The organism is Paenibacillus sp. FSL R5-0810, assembly GCF_038002285.1.
Classification (GTDB): Bacteria; Bacillota; Bacilli; order Paenibacillales; family Paenibacillaceae; genus Paenibacillus_AQ; species Paenibacillus_AQ lactis.
On record NZ_JBBOCF010000001.1, the window covers coordinates 2,391,186 to 2,414,951 of the forward strand.

General features: G+C 51.8%; 20 protein-coding genes. 3 read left to right on the top strand and 17 right to left on the bottom strand.

All coding sequences use genetic code 11. The features are described 5' to 3' along the window. Positions 1-896 precede the first annotated feature (896 nt). Positions 897-3,575 (bottom strand): glycoside hydrolase family 78 protein, encoded by a 2,679-nt coding sequence (locus tag MKX76_RS10755; protein ID WP_341033736.1) that lies wholly within the window; start codon positions 3,573-3,575, stop codon positions 897-899. Positions 3,576-3,772: 197 nt separating this feature from the next. On the opposite strand from MKX76_RS10755, the gene MKX76_RS10760 reads away from it, so the two are divergent. Continuing rightward, positions 3,773-4,675 (top strand): AraC family transcriptional regulator, encoded by a 903-nt coding sequence (locus tag MKX76_RS10760; protein ID WP_341033737.1) that lies wholly within the window; start codon positions 3,773-3,775, stop codon positions 4,673-4,675. 261 nt (positions 4,676-4,936) lie between these two features. Here the strand turns inward: MKX76_RS10760 and MKX76_RS10765 are convergent, their stop codons facing one another. From MKX76_RS10765 to MKX76_RS10780, 4 genes are all read right to left on the bottom strand, one after another. Beyond that, entirely contained in the window at positions 4,937-5,767 is an 831-nt protein-coding gene (locus MKX76_RS10765) for an NmrA family NAD(P)-binding protein (protein WP_007130067.1), read from the bottom strand. A gap of 79 nt (positions 5,768-5,846) precedes the next feature. Continuing rightward, complete coding sequence (locus MKX76_RS10770; RefSeq protein ID WP_341033739.1) at positions 5,847-6,467, bottom strand: FMN-dependent NADH-azoreductase; 621 nt, start codon at positions 6,465-6,467, stop codon at positions 5,847-5,849. A 171-nt stretch (positions 6,468-6,638) separates the two neighbouring features. After that, the gene (locus tag MKX76_RS10775; RefSeq protein ID WP_007130065.1) at positions 6,639-7,283 is read right to left on the bottom strand and encodes a response regulator; all 645 of its coding nucleotides are present in this window, start codon (positions 7,281-7,283) and stop codon (positions 6,639-6,641) included. Beyond that, positions 7,276-8,979, bottom strand: a complete 1,704-nt coding sequence (locus MKX76_RS10780; RefSeq protein WP_007130064.1) for a GAF domain-containing sensor histidine kinase — start codon at positions 8,977-8,979, stop codon at positions 7,276-7,278. Before MKX76_RS10780 ends, MKX76_RS10775 begins: the two co-directional genes overlap by 8 nt. A 162-nt stretch (positions 8,980-9,141) precedes the next feature. On the opposite strand from MKX76_RS10780, the gene MKX76_RS10785 reads away from it, so the two are divergent. Then, the gene (locus MKX76_RS10785; RefSeq protein ID WP_007130063.1) at positions 9,142-9,435 is read left to right on the top strand and encodes an RNA polymerase alpha subunit C-terminal domain-containing protein; all 294 of its coding nucleotides are present in this window, start codon (positions 9,142-9,144) and stop codon (positions 9,433-9,435) included. A gap of 103 nt (positions 9,436-9,538) precedes the next feature. On the opposite strand, the gene MKX76_RS10790 is transcribed toward MKX76_RS10785, so the two are convergent. The 11 genes from MKX76_RS10790 to MKX76_RS10840 form a co-directional block, all read right to left on the bottom strand. Then, the gene (locus MKX76_RS10790) at positions 9,539-9,988 is read right to left on the bottom strand and encodes a GNAT family N-acetyltransferase (protein ID WP_007130062.1); all 450 of its coding nucleotides are present in this window, start codon (positions 9,986-9,988) and stop codon (positions 9,539-9,541) included. A gap of 167 nt (positions 9,989-10,155) precedes the next feature. Then, positions 10,156-11,244, bottom strand: coding sequence for a copper resistance D family protein (locus MKX76_RS10795; protein WP_007130061.1), 1,089 nt, complete (start codon positions 11,242-11,244; stop codon positions 10,156-10,158). Continuing rightward, entirely contained in the window at positions 11,244-11,909 is a 666-nt protein-coding gene (locus MKX76_RS10800) for a copper resistance CopC family protein (protein WP_007130060.1), read from the bottom strand. Before MKX76_RS10800 ends, MKX76_RS10795 begins: the two co-directional genes overlap by 1 nt. 355 nt (positions 11,910-12,264) lie before the next feature. Further along, the gene (locus MKX76_RS10805) at positions 12,265-13,392 is read right to left on the bottom strand and encodes a glycoside hydrolase family 88 protein (protein ID WP_341033744.1); all 1,128 of its coding nucleotides are present in this window, start codon (positions 13,390-13,392) and stop codon (positions 12,265-12,267) included. A 14-nt stretch (positions 13,393-13,406) separates the two neighbouring features. Continuing rightward, on the bottom strand, positions 13,407-14,288 hold the full coding sequence (locus MKX76_RS10810) for a carbohydrate ABC transporter permease (RefSeq protein ID WP_007130057.1): 882 nt from the start codon (positions 14,286-14,288) through the stop codon (positions 13,407-13,409). Between the two features lie 11 nt (positions 14,289-14,299). Next, on the bottom strand, positions 14,300-15,241 hold the full coding sequence (locus MKX76_RS10815) for an ABC transporter permease (protein ID WP_050954030.1): 942 nt from the start codon (positions 15,239-15,241) through the stop codon (positions 14,300-14,302). Between the two features lie 112 nt (positions 15,242-15,353). Further along, entirely contained in the window at positions 15,354-16,976 is a 1,623-nt protein-coding gene (locus MKX76_RS10820) for an extracellular solute-binding protein (protein WP_007130055.1), read from the bottom strand. Positions 16,977-17,107: 131 nt separating this feature from the next. Further along, positions 17,108-19,435, bottom strand: a complete 2,328-nt coding sequence (locus MKX76_RS10825) for a helix-turn-helix domain-containing protein (protein WP_341033745.1) — start codon at positions 19,433-19,435, stop codon at positions 17,108-17,110. 374 nt (positions 19,436-19,809) lie between these two features. Beyond that, positions 19,810-20,559, bottom strand: coding sequence for an SDR family NAD(P)-dependent oxidoreductase (locus MKX76_RS10830; RefSeq protein ID WP_007130053.1), 750 nt, complete (start codon positions 20,557-20,559; stop codon positions 19,810-19,812). Between the two features lie 65 nt (positions 20,560-20,624). After that, positions 20,625-21,044: a DUF2500 domain-containing protein gene (locus tag MKX76_RS10835; protein WP_007130052.1), complete on the bottom strand. Its 420-nt coding sequence runs from the start codon at positions 21,042-21,044 to the stop codon at positions 20,625-20,627. 201 nt (positions 21,045-21,245) lie between these two features. After that, positions 21,246-22,541, bottom strand: a complete 1,296-nt coding sequence (locus MKX76_RS10840; protein WP_341033746.1) for a WD40/YVTN/BNR-like repeat-containing protein — start codon at positions 22,539-22,541, stop codon at positions 21,246-21,248. A gap of 212 nt (positions 22,542-22,753) precedes the next feature. Here MKX76_RS10840 and tlp point away from each other — a divergent pair, with 212 nt between their 5' ends. Beyond that, complete coding sequence (gene tlp, locus MKX76_RS10845) at positions 22,754-22,978, top strand: small acid-soluble spore protein Tlp (RefSeq protein ID WP_007130050.1); 225 nt, start codon at positions 22,754-22,756, stop codon at positions 22,976-22,978. 78 nt (positions 22,979-23,056) lie between these two features. Here the strand turns inward: tlp and MKX76_RS10850 are convergent, their stop codons facing one another. Beyond that, positions 23,057-23,683: a LysE family translocator gene (locus MKX76_RS10850; RefSeq protein WP_341033747.1), complete on the bottom strand. Its 627-nt coding sequence runs from the start codon at positions 23,681-23,683 to the stop codon at positions 23,057-23,059. Between the last annotated feature and the right edge of the window lie 83 nt (positions 23,684-23,766).

Below are 23,766 nucleotides of genomic sequence, written 5' to 3' on the forward strand. Positions count from 1 at the left end.
TTGAGGACTTGCTGCGCCTGCGGAGCTCCCTTTCTCCCGCACAAGTCCCTTTTGAGGACTTGCTGCGCCTGCGGAGCTCCCTTTCACCCGCACAAGTCCCTTTTGAGGACTTGCTGCGCCTGCGGAGCTCCTTTTCACCCGCACAAGTCCCTTTTGAGGACTTGCCACGCCTGCGGAGCTCCCTTTCACCCGCACAAGTCCCTTTTAGGGACTTGCTGCGCCTGCGGAGCTCCCTTTCACCCGCACAAGTCCCTTTTGAGGACTTGCTGCGCCTGCGGAGCTCCTTTTCTCCCGCACAAGTCCCTTTTGAGGACTTGCTGCGCCTGCGGAGCTCCCTTTCACCCGCACACGTCCCTTTTAGGGACTTGCTGCGCCTGCGGAGCTCCTTTTCTCCCGCACACGTCCCTTTTAGGGACTTGCTGCGCCTGCGGAGCTCCTTTTCTCCCGCACAAGTCCCTTTTGAGGACTTGCTGCGCCTGCGGAGCTCCCTTTTACCCGCACAAGTCCCTTTTGAGGACTTGCTGCGACTGCGGAGCTCGAAACAAGGTTCTGGAACTTCACTCCTCTAAAATGATACAAACAAAAACCTCCTCTCGAACGGAACACCCGTTCAAGAGGAGGCTCTCTGACCAATTATTAAGGAACTAAAGACAATACGGTCAATCAGACTATACAATCATTGAAACTCTACAATTACTGAGACTTTATCATACTGAGGCTTTGCGATCACTGAGATTTTACCACTACTGAGCATTCGATCACTGCAAACAATTTCAAATGGTATCCACAAGCTTTAACAACAATCGCAAACATCACGATTCCTAAGCAAACACATCTCAACTCACGAGAATCCTAAGTCTGAAACAGCCGGATGTGTTATCCGATTCCCCGTGACCTTACGACACCTGCAAACGATACTTGTACTGAAAGCTGTACTCCCCAGAGCCGGCTTGGACTACGACATCCTCTTCACCAGCGCTAATCGAAAGTATGCCTGCCGCTTGGCTTAGCGGCACGCCCCCGCCCTCTGTAATGCTTGCAGGATCGGTTGTACCCGGCAATCGAACCTCAGCCGTCGCATTCGGCGGAATGGTTACCTCCACCTTCATAAGGCCGTCGGCCTCCTCCAGCCTCCAGAACGACCGCACTGGCCCGTACATGGTATTGATCGAGCCCTCCGCCCACGTCAGGCCCGGTCCCGGGATAGGAGCTATTACCATGTGCTTATACCCTGGAGAAGCCTCCACCGTTTGGATGCCAGCCACAGTCCGGTATAACCAATCGCCGATGGCGCCGTATGCATAATGGTTGAATGAATTCATGTCGCTGCTCCAGAAGCTTCCGTCTTCCTTAATGCCGTCCCAATGCTCCCAGATGGTTGTCGCGCCTTTCGTGACTGGGTACAGCCAAGATGGAAAATCTTGCTGCAGAAGCAGCTTGTAGGCTGCTTCGTGCATGCCATGTTTGCTTAATGCATGGCTGATGTAAGGCGTGCCGACAAACCCTGTCGTCAAGTGGAACTTGCTCTCTTCAAGCAGACGGTGCAGCTTGGCCGCCGCCCGCTTCTCCGCCGGCTCATCCAGCAGATTGAAGAAGATCGCGAGCACATGCGCCGTTTGAGTGGAAGCGGCAAGCCGTCCGGCAGGCGTCACGAATTCCTCCCGGAACGCCTTTACTACGTTGCTGCGAAGATCGGCATACTTCCGGGCGTCATCCTCTTTACCCAGCACAACTGCCGTTTTCTGAAGCAAATCCACCGAATAGGCGTAATAAGCCGAAGCGATAATGTCCCGCTCCGTTGCGCCGACATAGTCGCCCGATTTGGCATCAAGCCCCAGCCAATCTCCAAAATGAAACCCCGTATTCCATAAAAACTCCTGCTCGCCCTGCGCTTGAATATATGACACCCATTGCTTCATGCTCTCATACTGTCGCTCCAGGATCCGTCCATCGCCGTAGCTGACATAAACCGTCCAGGGGCAGATCACGGCGGCATCTCCCCATGCCGCAGATCCGAACGAATCACCGAGAATATTGGGCACCACGAACGGAACCGCCCCATCCTCCCGCTGATCATGAGCCAAGTCGGACAACCACTTGGTAAAGAACGGTGCCGTATTCGACAGGAACGCGGCGGTCCAGATGAACATCTGCGCATCTCCTGTCCAGCCGAGACGTTCATCGCGCTGCGGACAATCCGTCGGGATATCCAGGAAATTCCCCTTCAAGCCCCAGCGGATATTGCTCTGCAGCTGATTGACAAGCGGCTCGGAGCAGCGAAACGTCCCCGTCTCTTCCATATCGGTATGAAGAACGACGGCTTCGAACGCCTCCATATCAATGGGTTCCGGGAACCCCGCGAGCCGAACGTACCGGAATCCTTGGAACGTAAACCGCGGGGCATACGTTTCAGTTCCCTCACCTTTAAGCGTATAAGAAATAGTCTGTTTCGCCGTCCGAAGATTATCGGTATAAAAATTTCCGTCTGCATCCAGCACCTCGGCATGCTGCAACGTCACCAACGTTCCTGCCGGACCCGCAACACGAAACCGGACCCAGCCAACCAAATTCTGTCCGAAATCAAGGACAGTGTCTCCTTCGGGGGTCGTGACCACTTGTACCGGGCGGATCGTTTCGATCGCACGTACAGGTTCATTGATCTGAGGCTTCAGCATATCGTACCCATGATCAATCACCTCAGCGGCCTGCCACCCACCGTTTTCATCATCCCCAGTGCTCCATGCGGGTATCTCCAACCGGGCATCGTAGGTTTCCCCATGATAGAGCTCCGACATCAGGATCGGTCCCGGCGCAGCCATCCAACTGGAATCGGTTCCGATGATCTCCTTCCGGCCATCCTCGTAAACGACGTGAAGCTCAAGCAGAAGCGCGAGCCGGCTCCCGTAGATATTGCGACCGCCCTGCCATCCTAAATTGCCTTTATACCAGCCGTTACCCAGCCATGCGCCCATGGCATTATTACCTTGCTTCAGCATCCGGGTTACATCAAAGGTTTGCGTCTGGATCGTATGTGTGTAACTCGTCCAACCCGGCGTAAAGTATCTGTCTCCTACCCGCTGTCCGTTCATTTCCAGCTCATACAGCCCAAGCGAGGTTGCGTACACTCTAGCCTCCTTCACGGCGGCCTCAAGACGAAAGTCTCGCCGCAGCAGCGGCAGTTGAGTCGAATCCTCCGGGATTAGAGACAAAGGGGCTGCAATCCATTGACCATCCCATGCATCCCCTTCCAGCTTGCCCATTTCCCAATAGGAGGTATCCGACCATTCGGAGCATTCCCCTTCTTGATCCCAAACCCGCACTCTATAGTAATAGCGCTTACAAGATACTGCCTCGAAATTGCTGAGTTCAACATGAACCGACTGCGCCGAATCCACCTTCCCTGACTTCCAGCATGGGATCGTAAACTGCTCGTCCTCGGCCACTTCAAGCTCATAAGCCTTTTGCGAGACAGCCCGCTTATCCGATTGCAGCCGCCAGCTTAATCTTGGATGTCTCTCCCCGATGCCAATCGGATGATGCCAATATTCGCACCGAAGATCCGTCACTTCCAACATGTTCATACCTCCGTTCATGAGTGATGTACGCGTTTTTGAATGTTTTTTCAGATAAAAGTTTCCTCGTTAGACTCCTCTGCAAGGAGAGGCTCAACTTCCATTATAGGGATTGCTATGTTCAGTATTGATTGTAAAAAGGACATTTAGATGAGGTATAATGGACATAATTTACGATAATGAATAAGGGGCGACAAGCCATGAAGCGACCGATGGAAACGTACCGCGGAGACTATTTTTTCCGGCAGGGTGCCATGGTATTTGTGAATCGGAGCTCGGAAAGCTTCTCGGTTTCTTACCATAATCATGACTTTTTGGAGATTGCCTACATTGCGGAGGGAGAAGGCTTTCATCACATTGAGGATCAGGTGCAAAAGGTCCGCAAAGGGCAGCTGTTTTTCATCCCGCTCGGCGTGCCTCACGTGTTCAGGCCCACCTCCGCTAACGGAAAAACGCTCATTGTCAACAATTGCATCTTCTCGGTCCTTCTCCTGCCGAAGCTGATCGCCTTTGTGTCGGATCCGGGCATTGTCTCCTTCTTGAAGCAGATGGAGGAGGGGGTTCTCGGTCATCTCTCCGTTGCGGACCGAAATGATCGCTTCGAGCAATTATTCGATGCGCTGTATGAGCAGAATGCCAGGTCCATGTCCGGCTCCAATGATTACCTGCATGCGCTTCTGCTGCAGCTTATTATCGAATTGAAACGAGCCAAAGCCGAGCTCGAACCTGCCGGATCCATGCCGGCAAACGATCATTCCTTTCAGGATGTCCTGCAATACGTGGAGAACCATTATATGAAGGAGCTGACGTTAACGCATCTTGCGCATGCGAGCGGCTTCAGCGAGCGTCATCTGCAGCGCTTGTTTCTGCAGTATACCGGGATGACATGGCATCATTACCTGCAGACGGTTCGCATCCGTATAAGCCGCAGGCTGCTGCGCAGCACATCGTCCAAGATCAGTGCCGTTGCCGAGCAGGTCGGATATCAAGACATCCATTCCTTCAACAGGGTATTTAAGCGGCGGATGGGGCTTACCCCGGGACAATACCGTAAAGATATTCGTCGCTCCATGGAGACCCGGGGACTGATGGACCCTTTTTAAATGGAGTATCTACGTGAAAGCGGTCTTAAAGGGCTCGCACTCTCCCTGATTTTTTCAACATGGCGACCATGTTTATGCTTCACCGCATCACAATATACGAGCTTATGTAACGCAATCAGAGCGGAAAAATGTCGCCGTGCAATAGGCGTCATTTCCGCTCTGATTGGGAATGCCTTTTTCTACTCCCCGCGGGATTCGTGGATCTCCCCTTCCTGTTTCAAGATTTGAGGTTCCCCCGCGTAATTGCCCATCCGTTGAAGGTTATCCCGAAGACTCTCCTGCAAAGTAACCCGCATGCTCCCGAGCCCAATCGGTGAACGTTCTGGCAGGTGTGCCGGTAACCTGCTCCACTGTGAAGTTGACGGTATAGGCCTCGACCGGCGGATGCTTATGCCAATTGATGACGTAGTCAATAATCTCTTCCTCAACGCCCATCTTTGCCATGCGTGCACGTTCCTCTGCTTCCGTTAGCTGAACGAACCGGATGTCCTTACCAATGACTTTGCTCAGAATGTCCACTTTCTGGGGAACGGTCAGAACCTCGGGTCCGGTGAGCGAATACGTTTTACCTGCATGACCGTCTCTCGTCAAGGCCGCAGCTGCAACACGACCCACATCTCCTTCATGGACGGAAGCCTGTAAAGAATCCCCGAATAGATCCCGAACGACGCCTTCCGTTTGAATGGACTCCTTCCAACTAGACACATTGGACATAAAGTCCACCGGCTGCAGCTGCGTCCACTCCAAGTCGCTTGCTTCAACGGCCTGCTCAATCGTTCCCTTCCTTCCATCCCACAGGATGGTCACGCGCTTTACGCCGGCTTTCTCAGCCATCCGTATGATCTCATCCCCTGTCGTAAGCGGAATATAACCTGCCCCGGTCGTTATTAAATGCAGGGCGGTTACGCCACGAAGCGCTGGCGCCAACGTTGCCGGATCGCTAAGATCACCTGCGAATACTTCAACCTCCGAAGGAAATTTAGCCAAAGCCGGATTCCGGGTCAGCGCTCTTAAGCGGTGCCCTTCGTTCAGCAGCTCTTGGATAAGTTGACGGCCCACTCTTCCCGTCGCGCCCGTAACTAAAATAGTCATTGTAATCCTCCTCTTATATTCGGTTTGAGCACTTATGTGTGACTCACTCCACCAAAATTCCACCAGCAGCCTGCTCATGTTAAAACCGTTTCGCCTCCATGACGACCTTCCGCATTCCCTCTTCAATAAGGGTTGCCCCCCGGTCGGGGAACTGATGATGTCCTTCGATGATGACGGTCGAAATGTTCGTAATTCCGAAGAAATTCAAATGATTTTTAACGAAACGAACGGCCATTTCGGACGGGGCATCCTCCCCATATACACCACCCCGTGCATTCAGCAGCACAGCTTTTTTATCCGACAACAGTCCAACAGGTCCTGCCTCCGTGTATCTGAATGTTTTACCCGGAAGATGCATGAGGTCCAGGTACGCATGAAGAACGGAAGGCACGCTCAAATTCCACAGCGGGAACGCTATGAGGATTTTGTCAGCGGAAATGAACTGCTCCAGATGCTTCTCCACAATGGAACGGATATGCTTTTCTTTCCCGCTTAGCTCCTTCCCGGTGGCCGATTTGTAATTAGCCTGGATCATATCCCAGCCCAGCAGCGGCAGCTCTTGCTCGTGCAAATAAACCTCGACTATCGTGTCCTCCGCATGCGTCTGCTTGTAATGCTTCAAAAACGCCTCATACATTTTGACGCTGACAGACTCCTCCGCCGGACGATCATTTGCTTTGACGAATAATACGGTACTCATCCCTGTTTCCCTCCGGTATCTAGATTTGTTTAAAGAAATCCTGTGAAGTGCTTATCTCTATTAAATCGAAAAATCCGGAGCGGAACGTCCAGCACGAGTCTAACCTTGGCATACCAAAAAGGCCTTATCCGAAGATAAGACCTTGATCTACGACCTTGGTCGTATAAGGATTTATGTCTTGAACCATCCATTCTTGATTGCGTACAGCGCGGCTTGGGTCCGATCCTGGACTTCCATTTTACCGAGGATATGCGAAATATGCGTCTTGACCGTCTTCTCGGTAATATGCAATGCAGCCGCAATTTCCTTGTTGCTTCGCCCCATCGTAATTTGCTCCAGCACATCCCGCTCGCGGGCAGTCAGGATGTGGATGCCTTTGGCCGCTTCGTCGCCTGTTGCCACATGGGCGATCAGCTGATTCGTCACTTGCGGATGGAGCGTGCGGTTTCCGTTCATTGCCGCGATGATTGTCTCAACCAGCACCCTAGGCTCGATATCCTTGAGCTGGTACCCGATCGCTCCTGCTTTAATCGCCGGCAGAACTGAATCACGGTCGGCAAAGCTGGTAAGTATAATGACCTTCATTTTGGGAAAACGGGCCATAATTTGCTTCGTCGCTTCAATCCCGTCCATTTCCGGCATTACCAGATCCATCAGAATAACGTCAGGCTGCAGCAGCTCGGCTTTTTCAAGCGCCTCGAGCCCGTTCAGTGCCTGGTCCACGATTTCGATCATGGGCTGCGTCTGCAGGAAATATCGTAAACCTCTTAATACTACCAGATGATCATCCACGATCAATACCTTTATCTTATTCATCCGTTCCCTCTTTCCTGGCCTGTAGAGGAACCGTCACCGTAAGAACGGTCCCCATGCCTTCCTCACTGCTAATGCTTAAGGTGCCGTTGATTTCCTCAGCCCTCTCCTTCATGCTGGTGAGCCCAAGCGAACGCTGCTTTTTCTCGATGGTCCCCGGGACGAATCCCCGTCCTTGATCCGAGATTTTCATGAATACATTGGAGCCTTCCCGCGCAATCCGGATCCAGGCACGATTCGTGCCCGCATGCCTGCTGATATTGTTAAGCGCCTCCTGTCCGATCCGGTACAGCGCCTCTTCCACTTCCTTCGCCAGCTCGGGGAGCTCCTTCATGAGGAAAGTGATCTGGATGCCCAGCTTTTCAGCATAATCCTTTAGGGAGGACAAGATCCCGCTTGCTTCCCCGAATGGACGCAGCTGCCAAATAAGCGAGCGCATTTCTGCGAGCGTCTCTTGGGCTAACTGCCCGATATCATGGATCGCTTCTGCGGTATTCGGATCCTCGATCAGCGTCCGCTCGCGAACCCCTTGCGCTAGGAGCGATAAGGAGAATAGCTTCTGGTTGACCGAATCATGGAGATCACGGGCAAGACGATTACGCTCCTCAGCCAGAAGCAATTCCTGCCATTCGTAATAAATGCAAATTTTCTCTATTGCAAGTGAGATATGCTCAGCAAGCATCTCGAGAATTTCCATTTCCAGCTCGCTGAACGGCACGCTATCCCGCCCGATGAAAAGCACGCCTATAGATTCCTTGGTCTGAAAAGTGCGCTCCTGATGGGTTAACGGCAGGGCCGCCGAATGGGGATGGGGCCCAATACCAGGCAGAACCCGTACAGGACCTTCATGGGCTACGACTCGCTGCTCAGCAAAAGCTCGATGGACGATTCCTTCACCCTTGCCGGACTTTCGCGTGCTTTTACGGACCGGCTTCATGGGGCTGTGCGTCACACCATGATGACAAAGGGTATGCAGGTAAAGCTCATCATCTTTCTCGGCCGTAATCAAGGCGACGCTCGGCCAGTCAAAGGAGGCGCACAATTGCTCGACGATCGCCGTATACATCCGATTTAAATCGTTGATCTTCCACAGATATCTGGTCACCCTCGTTGCTTTCGCATAATAATCAACAATGAAGCGGGCCATGCTGCTCACCGCCTGCTTCTCCCTCAGTTCATACAATCTGGCCCGCTCGACAGCGGTTCCGATCTGGTAAGCGACCGATTGCAGGAGCGCAAGCTCGCTTTCCGAAAAATGCTCTTTGCCTGGAGAACCCACATTGAGAATCCCGATACGGTTCCCTTGCACTGTCAGAGGGATCGTCGCATGGTGCGTTAATTGATGAGTTTCGCCCCAGTTCTCTTTAATTGCATTATGCAGCCGCTCACACTCAATGATCGTAACCGGCTCTGTCAGGCTGCCGGACCAGTACATTCGAAGACATAGACAGTCGCCGCAGCGCATAGGCTTCTTCCCCTCCCAAGTTAAGGCAGGGGGCAAATGACGGTCTGCCATCATGCTGTACTCCGGTTTATCGCCGGCCAGAAACAGCCAGCCCGTTTCAAGCTGAGTCAAAGCCAGCAGCTTCTCAAGCGTAGTCTGCAGCATTTGCACCATGTCGCTGCTTTGGTTGAGCGTCTCTGCGATGGTCTTAAGGATCGTAAGCTCTCTTACATGCTGCTCCGGATGCTCTAACATAAAGGCCACACCTCGTCTATCGGAAAATAGTAACTTATAATAAATAGGGATCATTTCATTCGAATTTGGAAAAGGAAGTTTCATGCTGATAGCGAAGTAGTATTCGAAAGTGAAGTTGATAACACGGTCAGCACCCATTTTAAGATGAAGGAGCTAAAGGCAATGACAACCTCAAGCAAAAATAAAAGGACATGCAGCCAAGGCCATACTTATTATAAAAGCAGCGATTGTCCGACCTGTCCCATTTGCGAGCAGGATCTAAAGCCTGAAAACGGATTTCTCTCCTTGCTCTCGGCACCTGCAAGACGGGCCTTGGAGAATCACGGAATCACGACCTTGCAGGAGCTGTCGAACTACAGCGAGAAGGACATTTTGAAGTTTCACGGGATGGGACCCGCTTCACTGCCGAAGCTGCGAACGGCTTTGGAAGCCAGGGGGTTATCGTTCAAAGAGTAGCAACGGAATATGCCTGCCTGAATCTCATTGTCTGCATACCGATTGAGGAAAAATCGGTGCGCGCGTCCCTCTCAAGTGGGCTCAGCTTAAAGAGCCCTCTTTCCTATGCCTGATCCGGGCTCACATATAGCTGCTTCTCAAGCATGATTTCATCTTCCTTGACGAAGCCTGATTTCCCGTAAGCACGGATCGCCGCATCATTATCGCAGCCAGTCAGCACTTTAATGGTAGCGACGCCCTGCGTACGCAGCTGCTCTTCAATGCATTCGATCATCATCCCCGCAAGCCCGATGCCCCGGGCCTGTTCCTGCACGTACATTTCCGTAATCTCAGCCAGCAGCTCCTCATAGCAGAACGACGTGTAGGTCTGCGCGCAAGCAAAGCCGACCGGTTCATCGTTCAGAAGGGCAATCACGACGATCTCGTCTCCATGCTGCAAGCGCCGCTCCACGGTAGCGACCGGCATCTTTCCTCCATTAAATTCATCGTTTAAGTTAACCAGAGCCGGCGCATCCGAGCTTGTGGCCAAACGCACCTTTGGTACTCGATTCATGAAATCCACTCCCAACGTTTCCCGAAGTCTTCTGAATGCAAGAATCCCTATTAGTATACCATCATTATCCAGTCCAGCCCACGAGTGATTCATCCGTAATTAACAGAGGCATAAAAAAGATCCTTGCTGCACCAGGCAGCAAGGACCTTCATTGTCATGACCTTTGGTTATATGGCGGTTACCGAAAACATCAGACCGGAATACAGAAGGATAACGGCAGCCATCCCGCTGAGCAACCCTTCAAGAGCGCTCCGGTTTTTGCGAAAGGCCCGGATCACGTTCCATAGAAGCACCAAGCCGATCCCTAGACTAACGATCCCGTACCAGCTCCAGCCAAAAGTAAGCGAACCGGATGCATACCCCGGGTGAAACCATTCAAAGGTTGGTGCCGGTCCGTATACGACGAGCGTATCGGCAACCTCGTGAGGCGCCGGCTGCTGGTTCATGTATCCGGTCACGATATACACCAGTCCGATCAGGATTCCTTCGCACTTCGCCCAGCGCTCCGGCTGGAAGGACCGGTCTCGGGACAGCTTCCGCTTCACCAAATACCCGTTAACGAACCCGAACACGAGCAGCGGCAGAATCAGGATATGCTTGACCAGCAGCGCTTGCCCGTAAGATAAAGCCCAGCTGTTTACAGGGTCCGGCGTGACGCCTGTCATCAGAAACAGACCTGAACCAATGACGGTGATAACGCAAATGATGGCCATCGGGTGGAACCATCTCAAAAAGGCGTCCCAACGGTCCAGCGCCTTGCCGAACCATCCCGCAAGCAGCAGGGTGCCCGACCATATCGCCATGGCCGTAAAATGCCCGAAGAAGGCCAGCTGCCCGGCGCTTTCGAACAACGATGCCGCATGATTAAAAGAGGACATCGCCGCCGCTATGCCCAGCAAAGCAACAGGCATCAGCCAGCGAAGCATCGACCCCGGGTTCCGCCGCACGGTTACCGTCAACACGGCCATCACGATGGAAAGCACCAAAATCCATGCATAGCGCTCGCCTTCGCTGAATTTGAACATGATGCTGTTGAAGGACTGCCAGAATCCGATGTCATCCTTAAAGAACATAATGATCTTGAGAAGCGGGATAAAGCTGCATGCCGCCACCGTAATGGAGGCAGCCGGTCCCAGCCAGGCCGGAACGGACACGCCAGGCGTGCTGCTTCTTGTAATCAGTGCCATGACGGTCAGTCCTGCAAGAAGAGCATAGGCGAAATACAGCAGCGGTTCGGTTATCCAATAGTAAGACATTATTTTCTCTTGCGTGAAGCTTTAATAGCGAAGTAGGCCGCAATAAATACTACGATAACAACGACTACAATCCAAACCGTCGAATTTCCGCCTTCGGATTGCTTCGGCTCGCCGTTATCTGCTTGCTGCTCGGTATCCGCCCCGTTATCTGCTTGCTGATCCGTATCTGCTGCGCTGTCCGTTTGACCCGCGTCAGCTTCTCCATTCGAAGCCGTGCCGCCATTCGTTGATGCATTATCGGTACCTGCTGCCGCATCAGGAGCAGGCTCTTCTTCCAGGACAGGCTCTTTCTCGGGAGCATCCACTTGAAAGGAATAGGTTCCGTCGACCGGATGTCCGTCGCCGCCTACAATTTTCCATTCTACGGTATAGGTTCCGGAAGGAAGCGGTTCGTCAACCGCTGCGGACAACGTCTTTCCGCTTACCTGCGTTCCGGATAGCTGGACCTCTTCCCCCTTCTCGTTCTTCACTTTGAGCGTGCTTAGATTCTCGTCTATATTCTCATTGAAAGTAAGGCTGAACTCCTTCACGCTTTCGGTGAGCTTGGCATCCGCAGCCGGGCTGCTGGTCTCTAGTTTGGAATGGGCCCAGGTTGCTGTAGGAAATACCAGCACAAGCAGGAGACCCAACGTTAATAAGAATGAGGTCTTTAATGATTTCAACATGCTAATCTCCTCCACACCACGTATCTTAAATTTTAATCATCCCCATCATAACAAAGAGATTATCCTAAAGCTATCGAGTAATTTGTGAACGTTCTTTACCTGATCGGATAGGCAGGGGCAGCCCGCATTTTCCCGGCCAACGCCGTATCTTCGTGAACAACAAGAAGGCCACCCGAATCGTTCGGATGACCTGATCATAAGAGAGGTAGCCCTTAATGGCCATTGACATCGGATATCCTCCCATCAATTACTGCACCTGCTTCCGATGTAGCTGTTTCCCTTAGAAAGTATTCGACTTTTTCGACAATCCTCTTCTCTATTGCCTGCATCGTATTCTTAAGTTCATCTTATATAGCTACTCTCGCTCATACCAATAACCCGGTATACCGGACGTTAGCCTCATCAGCGCCTCCAGATAATAATAGTCGCCCCAGACCATGTAATCGTCGGGCCCCATGCCTCCTCTTACATAATAGGAGCCATGTTTGATCAGCCCCTCCTCTTCAGGCTCATGCATTGTGGAATACGACCGGACAAGCGAGCTCATCGATTTCTGCACCGCTTCGTTCAGCAGCACCCGGTCCGCGTCCCCTTCAGCGAGAAACTCCATTATTTCCAGCATACCGCATGCGGCTATAGCCGAAGCCGAGCTGTCACGCGGAGTCCCCGGCTCGATCGGCACATCGAAATCCCAATACGCGACGTGATCCTCCGGCAAATGCTGAATAAAATAACGAGCCGCACGCTTCGCCGTTTCCAGATACAACGGATTGCGGGTGTACCGGTACGACAGCGCGAATCCATAGATCGCCCAAGCCTGTCCGCGTGTCCAGGTAGAACCGTCATGATAGCCTTGATGCGTTCCTCCTCGAAGCGGCGTGCCGTCGGACTGATCGAAATAAAAGGTATGGTAGGAGGAATCGTCCCCGCGCATCAAGTAGCGACGGCTCTTTTCTGCGTGAGCTATGGCGGCGTTGAAGTACCGCTCCTCTCCGGTCTGTTGGTGTGCCCAGTACAGGAGCGGAATGTTCATCATGCAGTCGATAATGATGCGGCCGCCGTTCTTCTCGTCTCCCTTAGGCCCCCAAGCCTGGATATACTGCCCGCCTTCCCGGAAACGGAGCATCAGGTGATCCGCAGCCTTCAGCGCGAGCTCCCTCCCCTCATCCCGGCCGTCCAAGATCCATGCGGCCAATGCGGAAGGCAGATACAGAAAGCCGATATCATGATGATCCAGATGCTTGCGTTCCTGCAGCCTTATTTTAAAATCATCCATCTGCAGAAGCGCTGTTTCCTTAAAGAACGGGTCCTGCGTGTGCTCATAGCACAGCCAGACCATCCCTGTGTAGAAGCCTTCGATCCAATCCGTGCTCTCCCCCCACTCATAACGCTGCTCCTGCGTGATATGCGGAAATTTCATCGGGTGTCGTTCCAGATTTCTTCTCGTCTTCTCAACCGCATCGCGAATCGCTTGCTCCCACATAACCTAAAGACCTCCTATTCTTTGATCGCGCCGATCATGACGCCCTTCACGAAGTATTTCTGTAAAAATGGATACAAGAACAAAATCGGCAGCGTCGCCACCATGATGGTCGCATATTTGATCGTTTCGCCCACCGGCATCCGATCGCCGCCTCCGACGGATGTCATCATGCTGTTCGTGTCGTTCTGGATGAGGATCTCGCGCAGGATCAGCTGCAGCGGGAACAAATTTCGGTCTCTCAAATAAATAAGCGCATCAAACCATTTATTCCAATGCCATACGCCATAGAACAAAATCATGACGGCGATGACTGGCAGCGATAGCGGAATAATGACGCGGAACAGAATCGTCCAATCATTGGCCCCATCGATCCGTGCAGACTCCTCGAGTGCCACCGGAACCCCCTGAAAGGCCGTACGCATAATGATCAGATTCCATGTCGTCATGGCGCTGGGAATAATGAGCGCCCAGTACGTATCCAGCAGGCCGATATTTTTTACGAGCAAATATTTCGGGATCAGTCCGCCGTCAAAAAACATCGTCAGCACGATCAGCATCATGATGGTGCTTTTCCACATGACATTTTTCCGGGATAAGCCGTATGCGCCCAGCGCGGTCATGAAAATGTTCAGCGTCGTTCCGACAACCACGTACAGCAGCGTGTTGAGATAGCTTCGGATAATATTCGGATTCTCAAACACCATCCGGTAGGAGTCCAGCGAGAAACCCTTGGGCCACAGCAGAATCCCGCGATGCTGAACGAATTCGGAGGGCGTGCTGACGGATGCAAACAAGACGTACAAAAACGGATACAAGGTCACGATGGATAACAGGCACAACAAGACGACGTTGGCCGTATCGAATAGGATTTCACTCACAGATCTCGAAGTTCGCATGCTTCCCCTCCCTACCACAGCTTCGTTTCGGTAAATCGTTTGCTGAGGTAATTAGCCCCTATAAGCAGTACAAAATTGATTAAGGAATTAAACATGCCGACCGCGGCGCTGAAGCTGTAGCTCGCCTCCAAGATGCCCTTGCGGTAGACATAAGTCCCGATCACATCCGCCGTTTCGTACGTGACCGGATTGTACATAATCAGTATTTTCTCATCCTGCAGCGCCATGAAGGAACCGATCCGCAGGATCAGCAAAATGATCACCGTCGGCATGATGCCGGGCAGCGTAATCATAAGCATCTGCTTCCAGCGTCCCGCCCCGTCGACCTTCGCCGCCTCATACAGCGACGGATCGATGTTCGATATGGCTGCCAGATAAATGATCGAGCCCCAGCCGATTCCCTGCCATATTGCAGACGAGGTATATATGGTGCGGAACCATTCCGGCAGCCGCATGAATGATATCGGCTTGCCGCCGAAATAAGCGATCAACTGATTGATCAGCCCGTCAACGGACAAAAAATCCACCAGCATGCCGACGACGACCACAACCGAGATAAAATGCGGAATATACGTGATGGACTGAACCGTCCGCTTGAACATCCGATTCCTCACTTCATTGAGCAGCAGTGCCAGCACGATCGAGGCCGGGAATACAAAGATCAGGTCATAGAGCCCCAGGACGATCGTATTGGTGACGACGCGTTCAAAGAAGAAGCCATTGAAAAATTCAATGAAATGATCGAAGCCCACCCAGGGGCTGTTCCATATGCCAAGTCCGGCCGAAAAGTTTTTAAACGCGATTTGCAGGCCGTACAATGGCCCGTAATGAAATACGGCATAGAATGCCACCACCGGGAGCAGCATGAGATAAATCACGGAATTCCGCCGGAAATCCCTTGCTGCCCTGGTCCTGAAGCTTTCTTTTTTCACCGGTCTGACGATTGGGTTCATCTCCTGCTTAAGCTGCAATTTCAGCCCTCCCCTGACTTGGAAAATAGAACCATGCGGGAGACAAGCGCCAATCCGGCTGCCCTCCCGCATGGCGAAGCATGCCCTAACGGGCTTAACGGCTGTTGAAACGGTCCAGCGCCGCCTGCTGGATCTTCACCGCTTCCTCGATCCCCATACCCTGAATCGTCTCGACGAACTTGTCGAATCCGCTGATCGGCTCCACGCCCATAATGAATTTGTTCACCATTTCCTCGTAATAGGTGTTTACATCGTTCATGATGGATGCATACCGCGTGCTCTCTTCAGCCGTAGGGGAAATGACCGGCATCAGGCGGCTGTTGTCCGCCTTCATCCAGGTCTCGATCGCCGCTTTCTGCTCAGGCAGCGCGGAATATTGCTCGATATACCGGCGGTCCTGCACGAATGGACCGGAGTAGCTCGCCAAATTGTATTTGGCCAGCGCTTGGGTAATGGACAGCCCGTCCGGATTCTTCATCACTTCATCCGTATACGTCGGGTACCCGTCCTTCATCTCGTAGCTGACGCCTTCGACGCCGAAGTTAAACAGCATATGCCCTTCTTCGCCGTATTTGTAATCGAGCCATTTCACCGTTTCGGCCGGATTTTTGTTGGCCTTCGTAATCGCTGCTCCAAAGCCGTTATACGCCGAGTCCTTCTGACCCAGAATCGGCATATCTCCTTTCTTCAGCACGACGTTTGGCGCTGCCGCCAGCTTGACATCCGGATTGGATGCCTTCATTAGCTCGGTATAACGACCCAAACTGCTGCCCATGTAGCCCGAGAAAGCACCCACTTGGCTGTTCGTGACCTTTGCGTCCTTCAGTGTGGCGTCCGTGGCGGCAAAATCTTGATCGATCAGCCCTTCGGCATACCACTTGCTCATCGTTTCCAGATAAGATTTGAACTCCGGCTGGATCGGACCGTACTTCACCTGACCATCGACCTGATAGAATCCGGTCGTAATTCCCCACGCACCCACGAAAGCATGGTTGATCCCCGTCATGTCCAGGTCAAGCAGCAGCGGGATTTCATCCGCCTTCCCGTTTCCGTTCGGATCGCCCGTCTTGATCGCCTTCAGAACCTCATACCATTCATCGATCGTCTCCGGGACCTCAAGCTTGAGCTGGTCCAGCCAATCCTGCCGAATAATGAGCCCGTTGAACGTCAGCAAGTATTCGTCTCCCCGCAGGAACGGGAACACGTATATATTGCCGTCATCGGTCGTAATGAGCTTCCGGTACTCCGGGTTGTCATTCAATACCTTGGTTAAATTCGGCGCATGCTCCTCGATCAATTCATTGAGTCGGATGATCGTGCCATCCGAGATCGCCTTATCCGGACCGCCGGATACGTTTGCCCACCCATACTCGATGACGTCCGGTAAATTGCCCGAGGACACCATAATATTGAAGGCATCCGCTTCCTGCCCGGCCGGAGGGTGCTGGAAGGTGATTTTGGTACCTGTCGTCTTCTCCAGTTCTTGATAGGCAGCGATGCCATTCATGTCCTGCATGGTCGCGGAAGCGTTTGCATTTAATGTCACCCAATAAGTCAGCTTGCCGGGATAACCGACCTCACCGCCGGATGCAACCTCCTTGCCTTGTTCGCCTCCCTGCTCCTCCGCCCCGGAGCCTTTACCGCTGCAGCCGGCGATCATCGCCACGATTAAGATCAAGATCGCCATTTTTGCCGTACGTTTTCGAATGGTTCCCATAGTCGACGCCTCCTTTTTTTGAATGCATGATTTTCGTGTCAGCCTCGGGACAGCTCTGCCGCCCTTGCCTAATATTAGGGAGAAAGCGCCGGGATCGTACATCATACATTTTCAATATCGGTAAACACCAATTAAGATTCGGCATGATCTTTTCTTAATGTGGATGATAGGGAATGCAGCGTTTCCTTATATTTTCCGGGCGTAATCCCTTCGTATTTCTTGAATACCCGGATAAAGCCGACGTCGCTGGTATACCCGACTGATCGGGCGATCTGCGAGATGGTGCTCCCCGCATCCTTCATCATTTCCTTGGAGCGCTCAATTCGGATCTTCGCCAAATAATCGGTCAGATTCGAGCCGCTGTTCTTCTTGAAGAAAGCCGATAAATACGGCGGCGTAATATTGAACTGCTCGGCAATGGATGCCAAACTGATCATCGCGTCGTCGTGGTGCTCGATAATGTATTTTTTGATTTTTTCCAGCAGCAGCGTTGAGGAATCGCCCCTCTGCTGTTTTACATACAGGCAAACCTGATGGAACATAAACTGCATCTCCGAATACAGCTCTTCCAGAGAACCCGCTTCCGTCATGTTTTCAATGGGCTTTGCAGGCGTCCCCAAGATATCCTCATACTTTAAATTCAAAGCATTCAGCAATTTAAACAAGGTACTGAGCAGATTCGCAAACAGCAGCCGCCCATGCTCCGGGGTAATCTGCTTCCCTGTAAAGTTGTTTTCATACAGCTGCTGAATGATGTCCTTCGTTTTCACCGCGTCCCCGCTCTTCATCGCATTGATCAGCTGGATTTCCGTTTCGATCGGAAAGTCATAATACACCTCCGCTTCCCGTTTCATTTCTTCATAAAACAGAATGGGTTTATAGGCTGTAAAGATCGAGTACTCCAGCGCTCTTACGCTCTCTGCATAACAGCTTGGCAGCTGCCCCATCCCTGCATGGATGCTGCTGATTCCGATCGTGGTCACCGTCCGGAAGCGCTGCTCGATGACTCTTTTCACCTGCTCGGCCCATTCATACAGCTCAACTCCTTTACCGCATTCCTCAGGAACGTTCAGAATAATGGCGACTTCGTTCTTCTCCAGCTCAACGGCGTAGGCGGCATAACCCGGCATCTCTTCCGCCACTTTCCCGGTCACGAATCGGATTAACGCCCATTCCCGCTCACAATCATGATGAATAAAGCCGCTTGCGTCCCGGAGCTCAATCAGCGCCACGGCGAAGCTTGAGTGCGGGAAGGTTATGCCCATGAATGAAAGGGACTGCTGCGAAATATCATCCGTATCGACATGCCCCTTTAACAGGCGAAGCAGGAAATTCGCGCGGATGGCCGGCGTCTGCCTGAACAGCTGCTCTTCCATCTCCACCTGCTTGCCGAAGGAATCCGCCATGGTGGATTTGATAAACTCATATTCGTTTCGGATATTCCCTCCTTTAGTCGGATGGGATTGCCGGATAAAACGAATGATGTCACGAAGAGGATGATAAGCCCGATAGGTCATATATGCGCACACGATAATTCCGGCAGCCAGACATAAGGCCAGAACACCGACCGCCATTCGCTTGACCATGATCACCTTCGCCATAAATACATTTTCGGGAACGAGCGATACATACTCCCAGCCGTTACGAGCTGAAGTGGTAGACACGGTCATCATCCCGCTCTCCGAAGCTGATGCCCCGTTAGCGAGCTCACTCCTCTCACCCGCACTGAGCAGGACCTGCCCCTCCGCATCCTTGATGTAGATCGTGCCGTGATTCGCTTTCACGATCTCCTCAAGCAATCCCATGATTTGCCGTTCTTCGATGAGGATCACCAAAGCGCCCTTCGGGCTGCTCTTTTCCCCGAATGGAAGCGTTTGCAAATAGGTTAGCATTCGTTTCTTGTTTAAGCCCTTGCCGACTTCGGTTACCGGGAGAAAGCGATTAAAATGAACGCCGTGAAGGATATCGTCCTGAAACTGCTTATACGTTAAATTGGGGTAGCCGTAGATTTCCGAGAACAGAATGGATGAATTCGTTTTGAAGCCCGGGCTCACCACCGTATCGCTCTTCCGAAGATACACATAAAAATCCGTAATGAAGCTGCTGCTGTTCCGATAACGCTCCAGCTCCTTCATAAAGCTCAAATAATCATACCGTTCCTCGGCGGTTTGGAGCGTTCCAGACTTGAGCAGGGTGTCCAGCTTCGGATGCGATGAAGTATTCCGGGAGATCAGATGCATCTCATCCAGCCGACCGTCCACCACTTGCTTAGCCTGTTCAATCAGGGCCATATTGGCGTTGTTGGCGTTCTCGACCATGATGCTTTCGATTCTCGTATACAGCCCTCCGAATACGATCACCGGAATGAGCAGCACTACAAGATAGGATAGGAGCAATGTAACAAATACGGACGTACGGCTCGATCGTTCGGCTTTCAATCTAGTTGGAAATACTCCCATCTACTTTCTTCCCTCCAGTTCGATTTGAATGATTCATGATGACCACATTAGATTAATTCCATCATACTGGAATTAATTTTCATGAACAGACTTTCTTGAAAAATGTTAATCGATCACGAAATCGTATCATTCCCGCTGGAAGGCGTCTTTCGGCAAGCGGGATGCCGCACCATTTCTTTACGAGGATTATGTAAAATCCTTACGGGAATATAAAAATACTACAGGAGGGTTTTATACAAGAGAGAATGGCGCTAATCATCCATGCATTCAGGCTAGGGCTTTAGAATCCCACCGCTGACCATAAAAATAAATGCAAAAAGAGCCCGTCCCCAAACAGCAAATTCCGTGGGTAGGCTCCCTCTCTTTATCCATTATCATGGCTCATATATCATTTTACGTGTCATTCCGCCGTCGACGACCAGATGTGTGCCCGTGACGAAATCGTTCTCCGGATCGGTCAGATAAAAACATGCTTTCGCAATATCGGATGGAACCCCGACCCTGCCGGCCGGATGCTGGCTGTGGTCTTCCGGGCGAAGCTCCTTGTAGCTGCCGGTCTCGATCCACCCCGGACTGATGCAGTTCACCCGGATTCGATCCGGTCCCAGGCTGACCGCCATGGCATGGGTTAATGCAACGATCGCCCCCTTGGATGCGGCGTAAGCCTCCGAGTTCGGCTCCGACATCATGGAGCGGGTGGAAGACAGGTTGACAACGGCACCGCCACGGCCGGATTTCCTAATATGTACAGCCGCTTCCCGGGTAGCCAAAAAGCAGCTTCTTGCATTCGTGTTCAGCACATCCTCCCAATCCTGGACGGTCAAATCAAAAGGCGACTTGAAACGCGAAACCCCCGCATTGTTGATCAAAATATCAATTCCGCCGAACTGCTTTACCGCTTCATTCATCAGATGGCGGATATCCTCCTCCTTGCGGACATCGCAAGGTACAAAGAGCGCGGTAAATCCCTGCTCCCTCAAGGCAGCTGCCGTCTCCTCACCGCGCGTTTCATCGATATCGCTTAATACGACCTGCGCGCCTCTGGAGGCATACGCTTCCGCCAATCCGCGTCCGATACCGTTTGCGGCACCGGTTATGATCACCGATTTATTGTTAAATTTCATGCGAGCTCCTCCTTTATCTCCTTCATTATATACCACAGGAGGAGCCCGACTAAAATCCTTGCAAATTAGGTTTTGTGATGCCCATAGCCTCGGACGGTATCACGATTCGACTTCGGATGCCGGACGAAGCTGTAATAGCGGGTCCCCTGAAAACGCAGCAGTCCCTCATCCCCTTCCGCACACATGCCGAATTCCTCGCCATTCACGACAAACTCCATCCTGTCGCCGCTTTCGACTTCGAACGTTAAATAATAGGTGGTTCGAGTACGGCTCGACATCGCTTCATCTGTATGATGCGTATGCTTCACTTCGGTCCGCTTGCTCACAATTTTAGAATCGACGGTTAGCAAAGGCTGTCGGTTGTTCTGGCTCCATTGCAATATTCCTTTCCCTGCCGACAGTATAATAATCCCGATGACGACGATGAAAAATATGGGCATAACGCTGCCGAAAAAATCGAACATCCACTCCGATCCCGATCCCATGCGGCTCCCCCCTCCACCTTGTCTTGAAATATGTATATGCTTAGACTCGGACAATTTAACTCCTTCGAAAGGGAAGTTTTAGCGAAAAATTTAGGAAAGTTGTCCACCAGAGAGCGTTGTTCGCGTCGCTTTTCGATATCCCATATAAAAAAGGCTTCACCGTCACGGATCTCCCGCCGGTAAAGCCTGGCTTATTCATGATTATAGACCTTGCCAAGATACCCCGCCATCCGTGCTCATCATCAGACGGGAGCGTTTCTTGTCTTCCGTTTCAATCAGGAGCCAGCCGACGTCTGATGAAATAAACTGCATTTTCACCACTTTCGGGTACTTTTTCAAATTGCTTGTCAACAGCTCATCCCTTGGATACGGCTTCCAATTCCGGCCCATATCGGTTGTATGGTACACGATGCCGTTCACCATTGCCCATCCGTCATGCAGTCTGCGGAACACCGGTTGGATGCTGCCTTTGTTCGGATCCCCCGTCATTGGGAACGAAACCAAATTCCATGACCTCCCAGTATCGGCTGTAAAATAACCCATGTACTTAGGGGCATCTTTGATCATGCACACAACGGGGATATAGACCTCTTCGCCAACGAAACCGAGCGCTTGGGGCGTACCTGCATAGACCGAACCGCAGCGGTCGAGCGAATCGCTCTGGAATACCTGAGCGGAAGATTTCCATTGACTCCCGCCGTCGCGTGTGATGTACAGCTTGGACGATTGCAGCTCCTGCACCGTTGCAAACCCGACTTGAGGATTGGTGAACCTCATGCCGATCATGGAGCCTGTTCTTGGAATCACCGTTCCCGGTATACGGGTTCTTGGGTACTCTGTATTCTGCATAACCTCATGCCATACGATCCCGTCGTTGGTTCGATACAGCAGCTTCTCCTCCAAGCCTTTGGAGGAACTGCCTGAAGCCATGATCCAGCCTTGCTCTGAGGACACAAAGGATAGCGCCGTCACGATGCCGGATTTAGGAAGCGCCGATATTTTCCAGCTTTTTCCCCCGTCAGAGGTGTGAAGCAGCACGGTCTCCGTCGAGCCCTGCATGTTCCGTATGATCCATCCATGATCCTTATCGGTAAATACGATATCTTTCCCATACACCAGCTTGCTGCCGAATTCGACATTGGACGAAGGCGAGATGTCCATCCACGTTTCACCATAATCCTGCGTCTGATAGAGTCGGAGCGAAGCGTTGGTGATTCCCCAGGCGATGCCTGTCGTTTCGCTTAACAGGTGAAAGTCGGTGAGCCGGGTATGTATCTGGTATTTGCTCTTCTCCTCCGGAGCTTTCTGGCTAGTCTCCGGCGTTACAAGCGTAATTAGCTGTCCTTCTTCTTCCGCTGCATCCTGCATGATCGGTTCAGGAGGTCCTTCTGTCGAAGGCTGCTGTTGTTTTTTTACCGGCTCCGAGGTACATGACGCTAACATGCATACAATGAATGCCAGCGTGCTAAGCCGCAATAGAAAACGTCGTGGTCTCAAAACGGTTCCTCCTCTTCCATACCACTAAGCCAGGTTGCGTTTCTTCGACATTATAACATATTCATTCGATCAGATAAGTACAGATCCGGCTTGCAATATTTACAATCCTGTAGCTTTTTACGGATATTGTTCGTCAAGATGCATAAGGGAGCCCTCGGATTGGAAAACTTTTGAGGTGCAAGAAACCATATCATGCCCAGGGGGTGATTTTCGTGGCAAAACCGGACAATCGCGAAGATAACGTAGAGCATCTGCAGGATGCCGTGCAGAACACCATTGAAAACTTCCGCGAAGCTGAGGACTATTTGGAAGAGTTCGGCGATGAGATTCCTGCCTCGGAGAAGGAGCAAATCGAGGATCGCAATGAGCGCCGCAAGAGAAGCATCTCCGGCTTCCGTGAGGAAATTAAAGACGAGGCCGCCCATCAGGGCGAATAATCGGGATGTTGCAATAAGAAAATCAGGAGGTTCGCTTCTTATGCGCCTCCTGATTTTTTTGTAAATACATGAACCTTCCTATAATCGGGTAAATACCAGCTTCATGCCGATGATGGTGAAAATGCAGCCTCCCAGGATGTTCATCCATTCGCCAAAACGCGATTTCGATAGAAGCCGCTGGCTGAATGCCCCCGCAAAGTACGCCAAGATCCCGAATATCAGACCGGTCAGGATGAGGAACATCATGCCTAAGATAAAGAGCTGTAAACCGGCATGACCTTGCTTATCATTGACGAACTGCGGAAGGAAAGAGAGAAAGAAAATCGCCACCTTCGGGTTCAGCACGTTCATGAGAAACCCCTTTAAGATCAAATTCCGGCCGGATTCAGGACTGCCTTCCCGAAGACCGATCGGATCCTTCCGGTGCTTAAACGACTTATAGGCAAGATAGAATAAATAACAGGCGCCCGCGATTTTAAACAGCGTAAACACCGTCGCAGACGCTTTAATGATGATGGATACGCCGAGCGCAGCTGCAAGCGTATGTACGATATTGCCTAAGCTCAAGCCGACGGCGCTTAAAATGCCGGCCCGCTTGCCGCTGGTCATGCCCTGCGTTACGGCAAACAGCAGATCCGGACCCGGCACCAGAATAAGCAATATCGCCGATCCTAGAAACAGCATTAAAGAAGTGATGGTAAACATATATTCGGTCCTCTCTCTATCATGTTGAGCTGCGATCCTGCCATGGAAAGGGTGAATCGATCCCCCTGCATTGAATGATTACG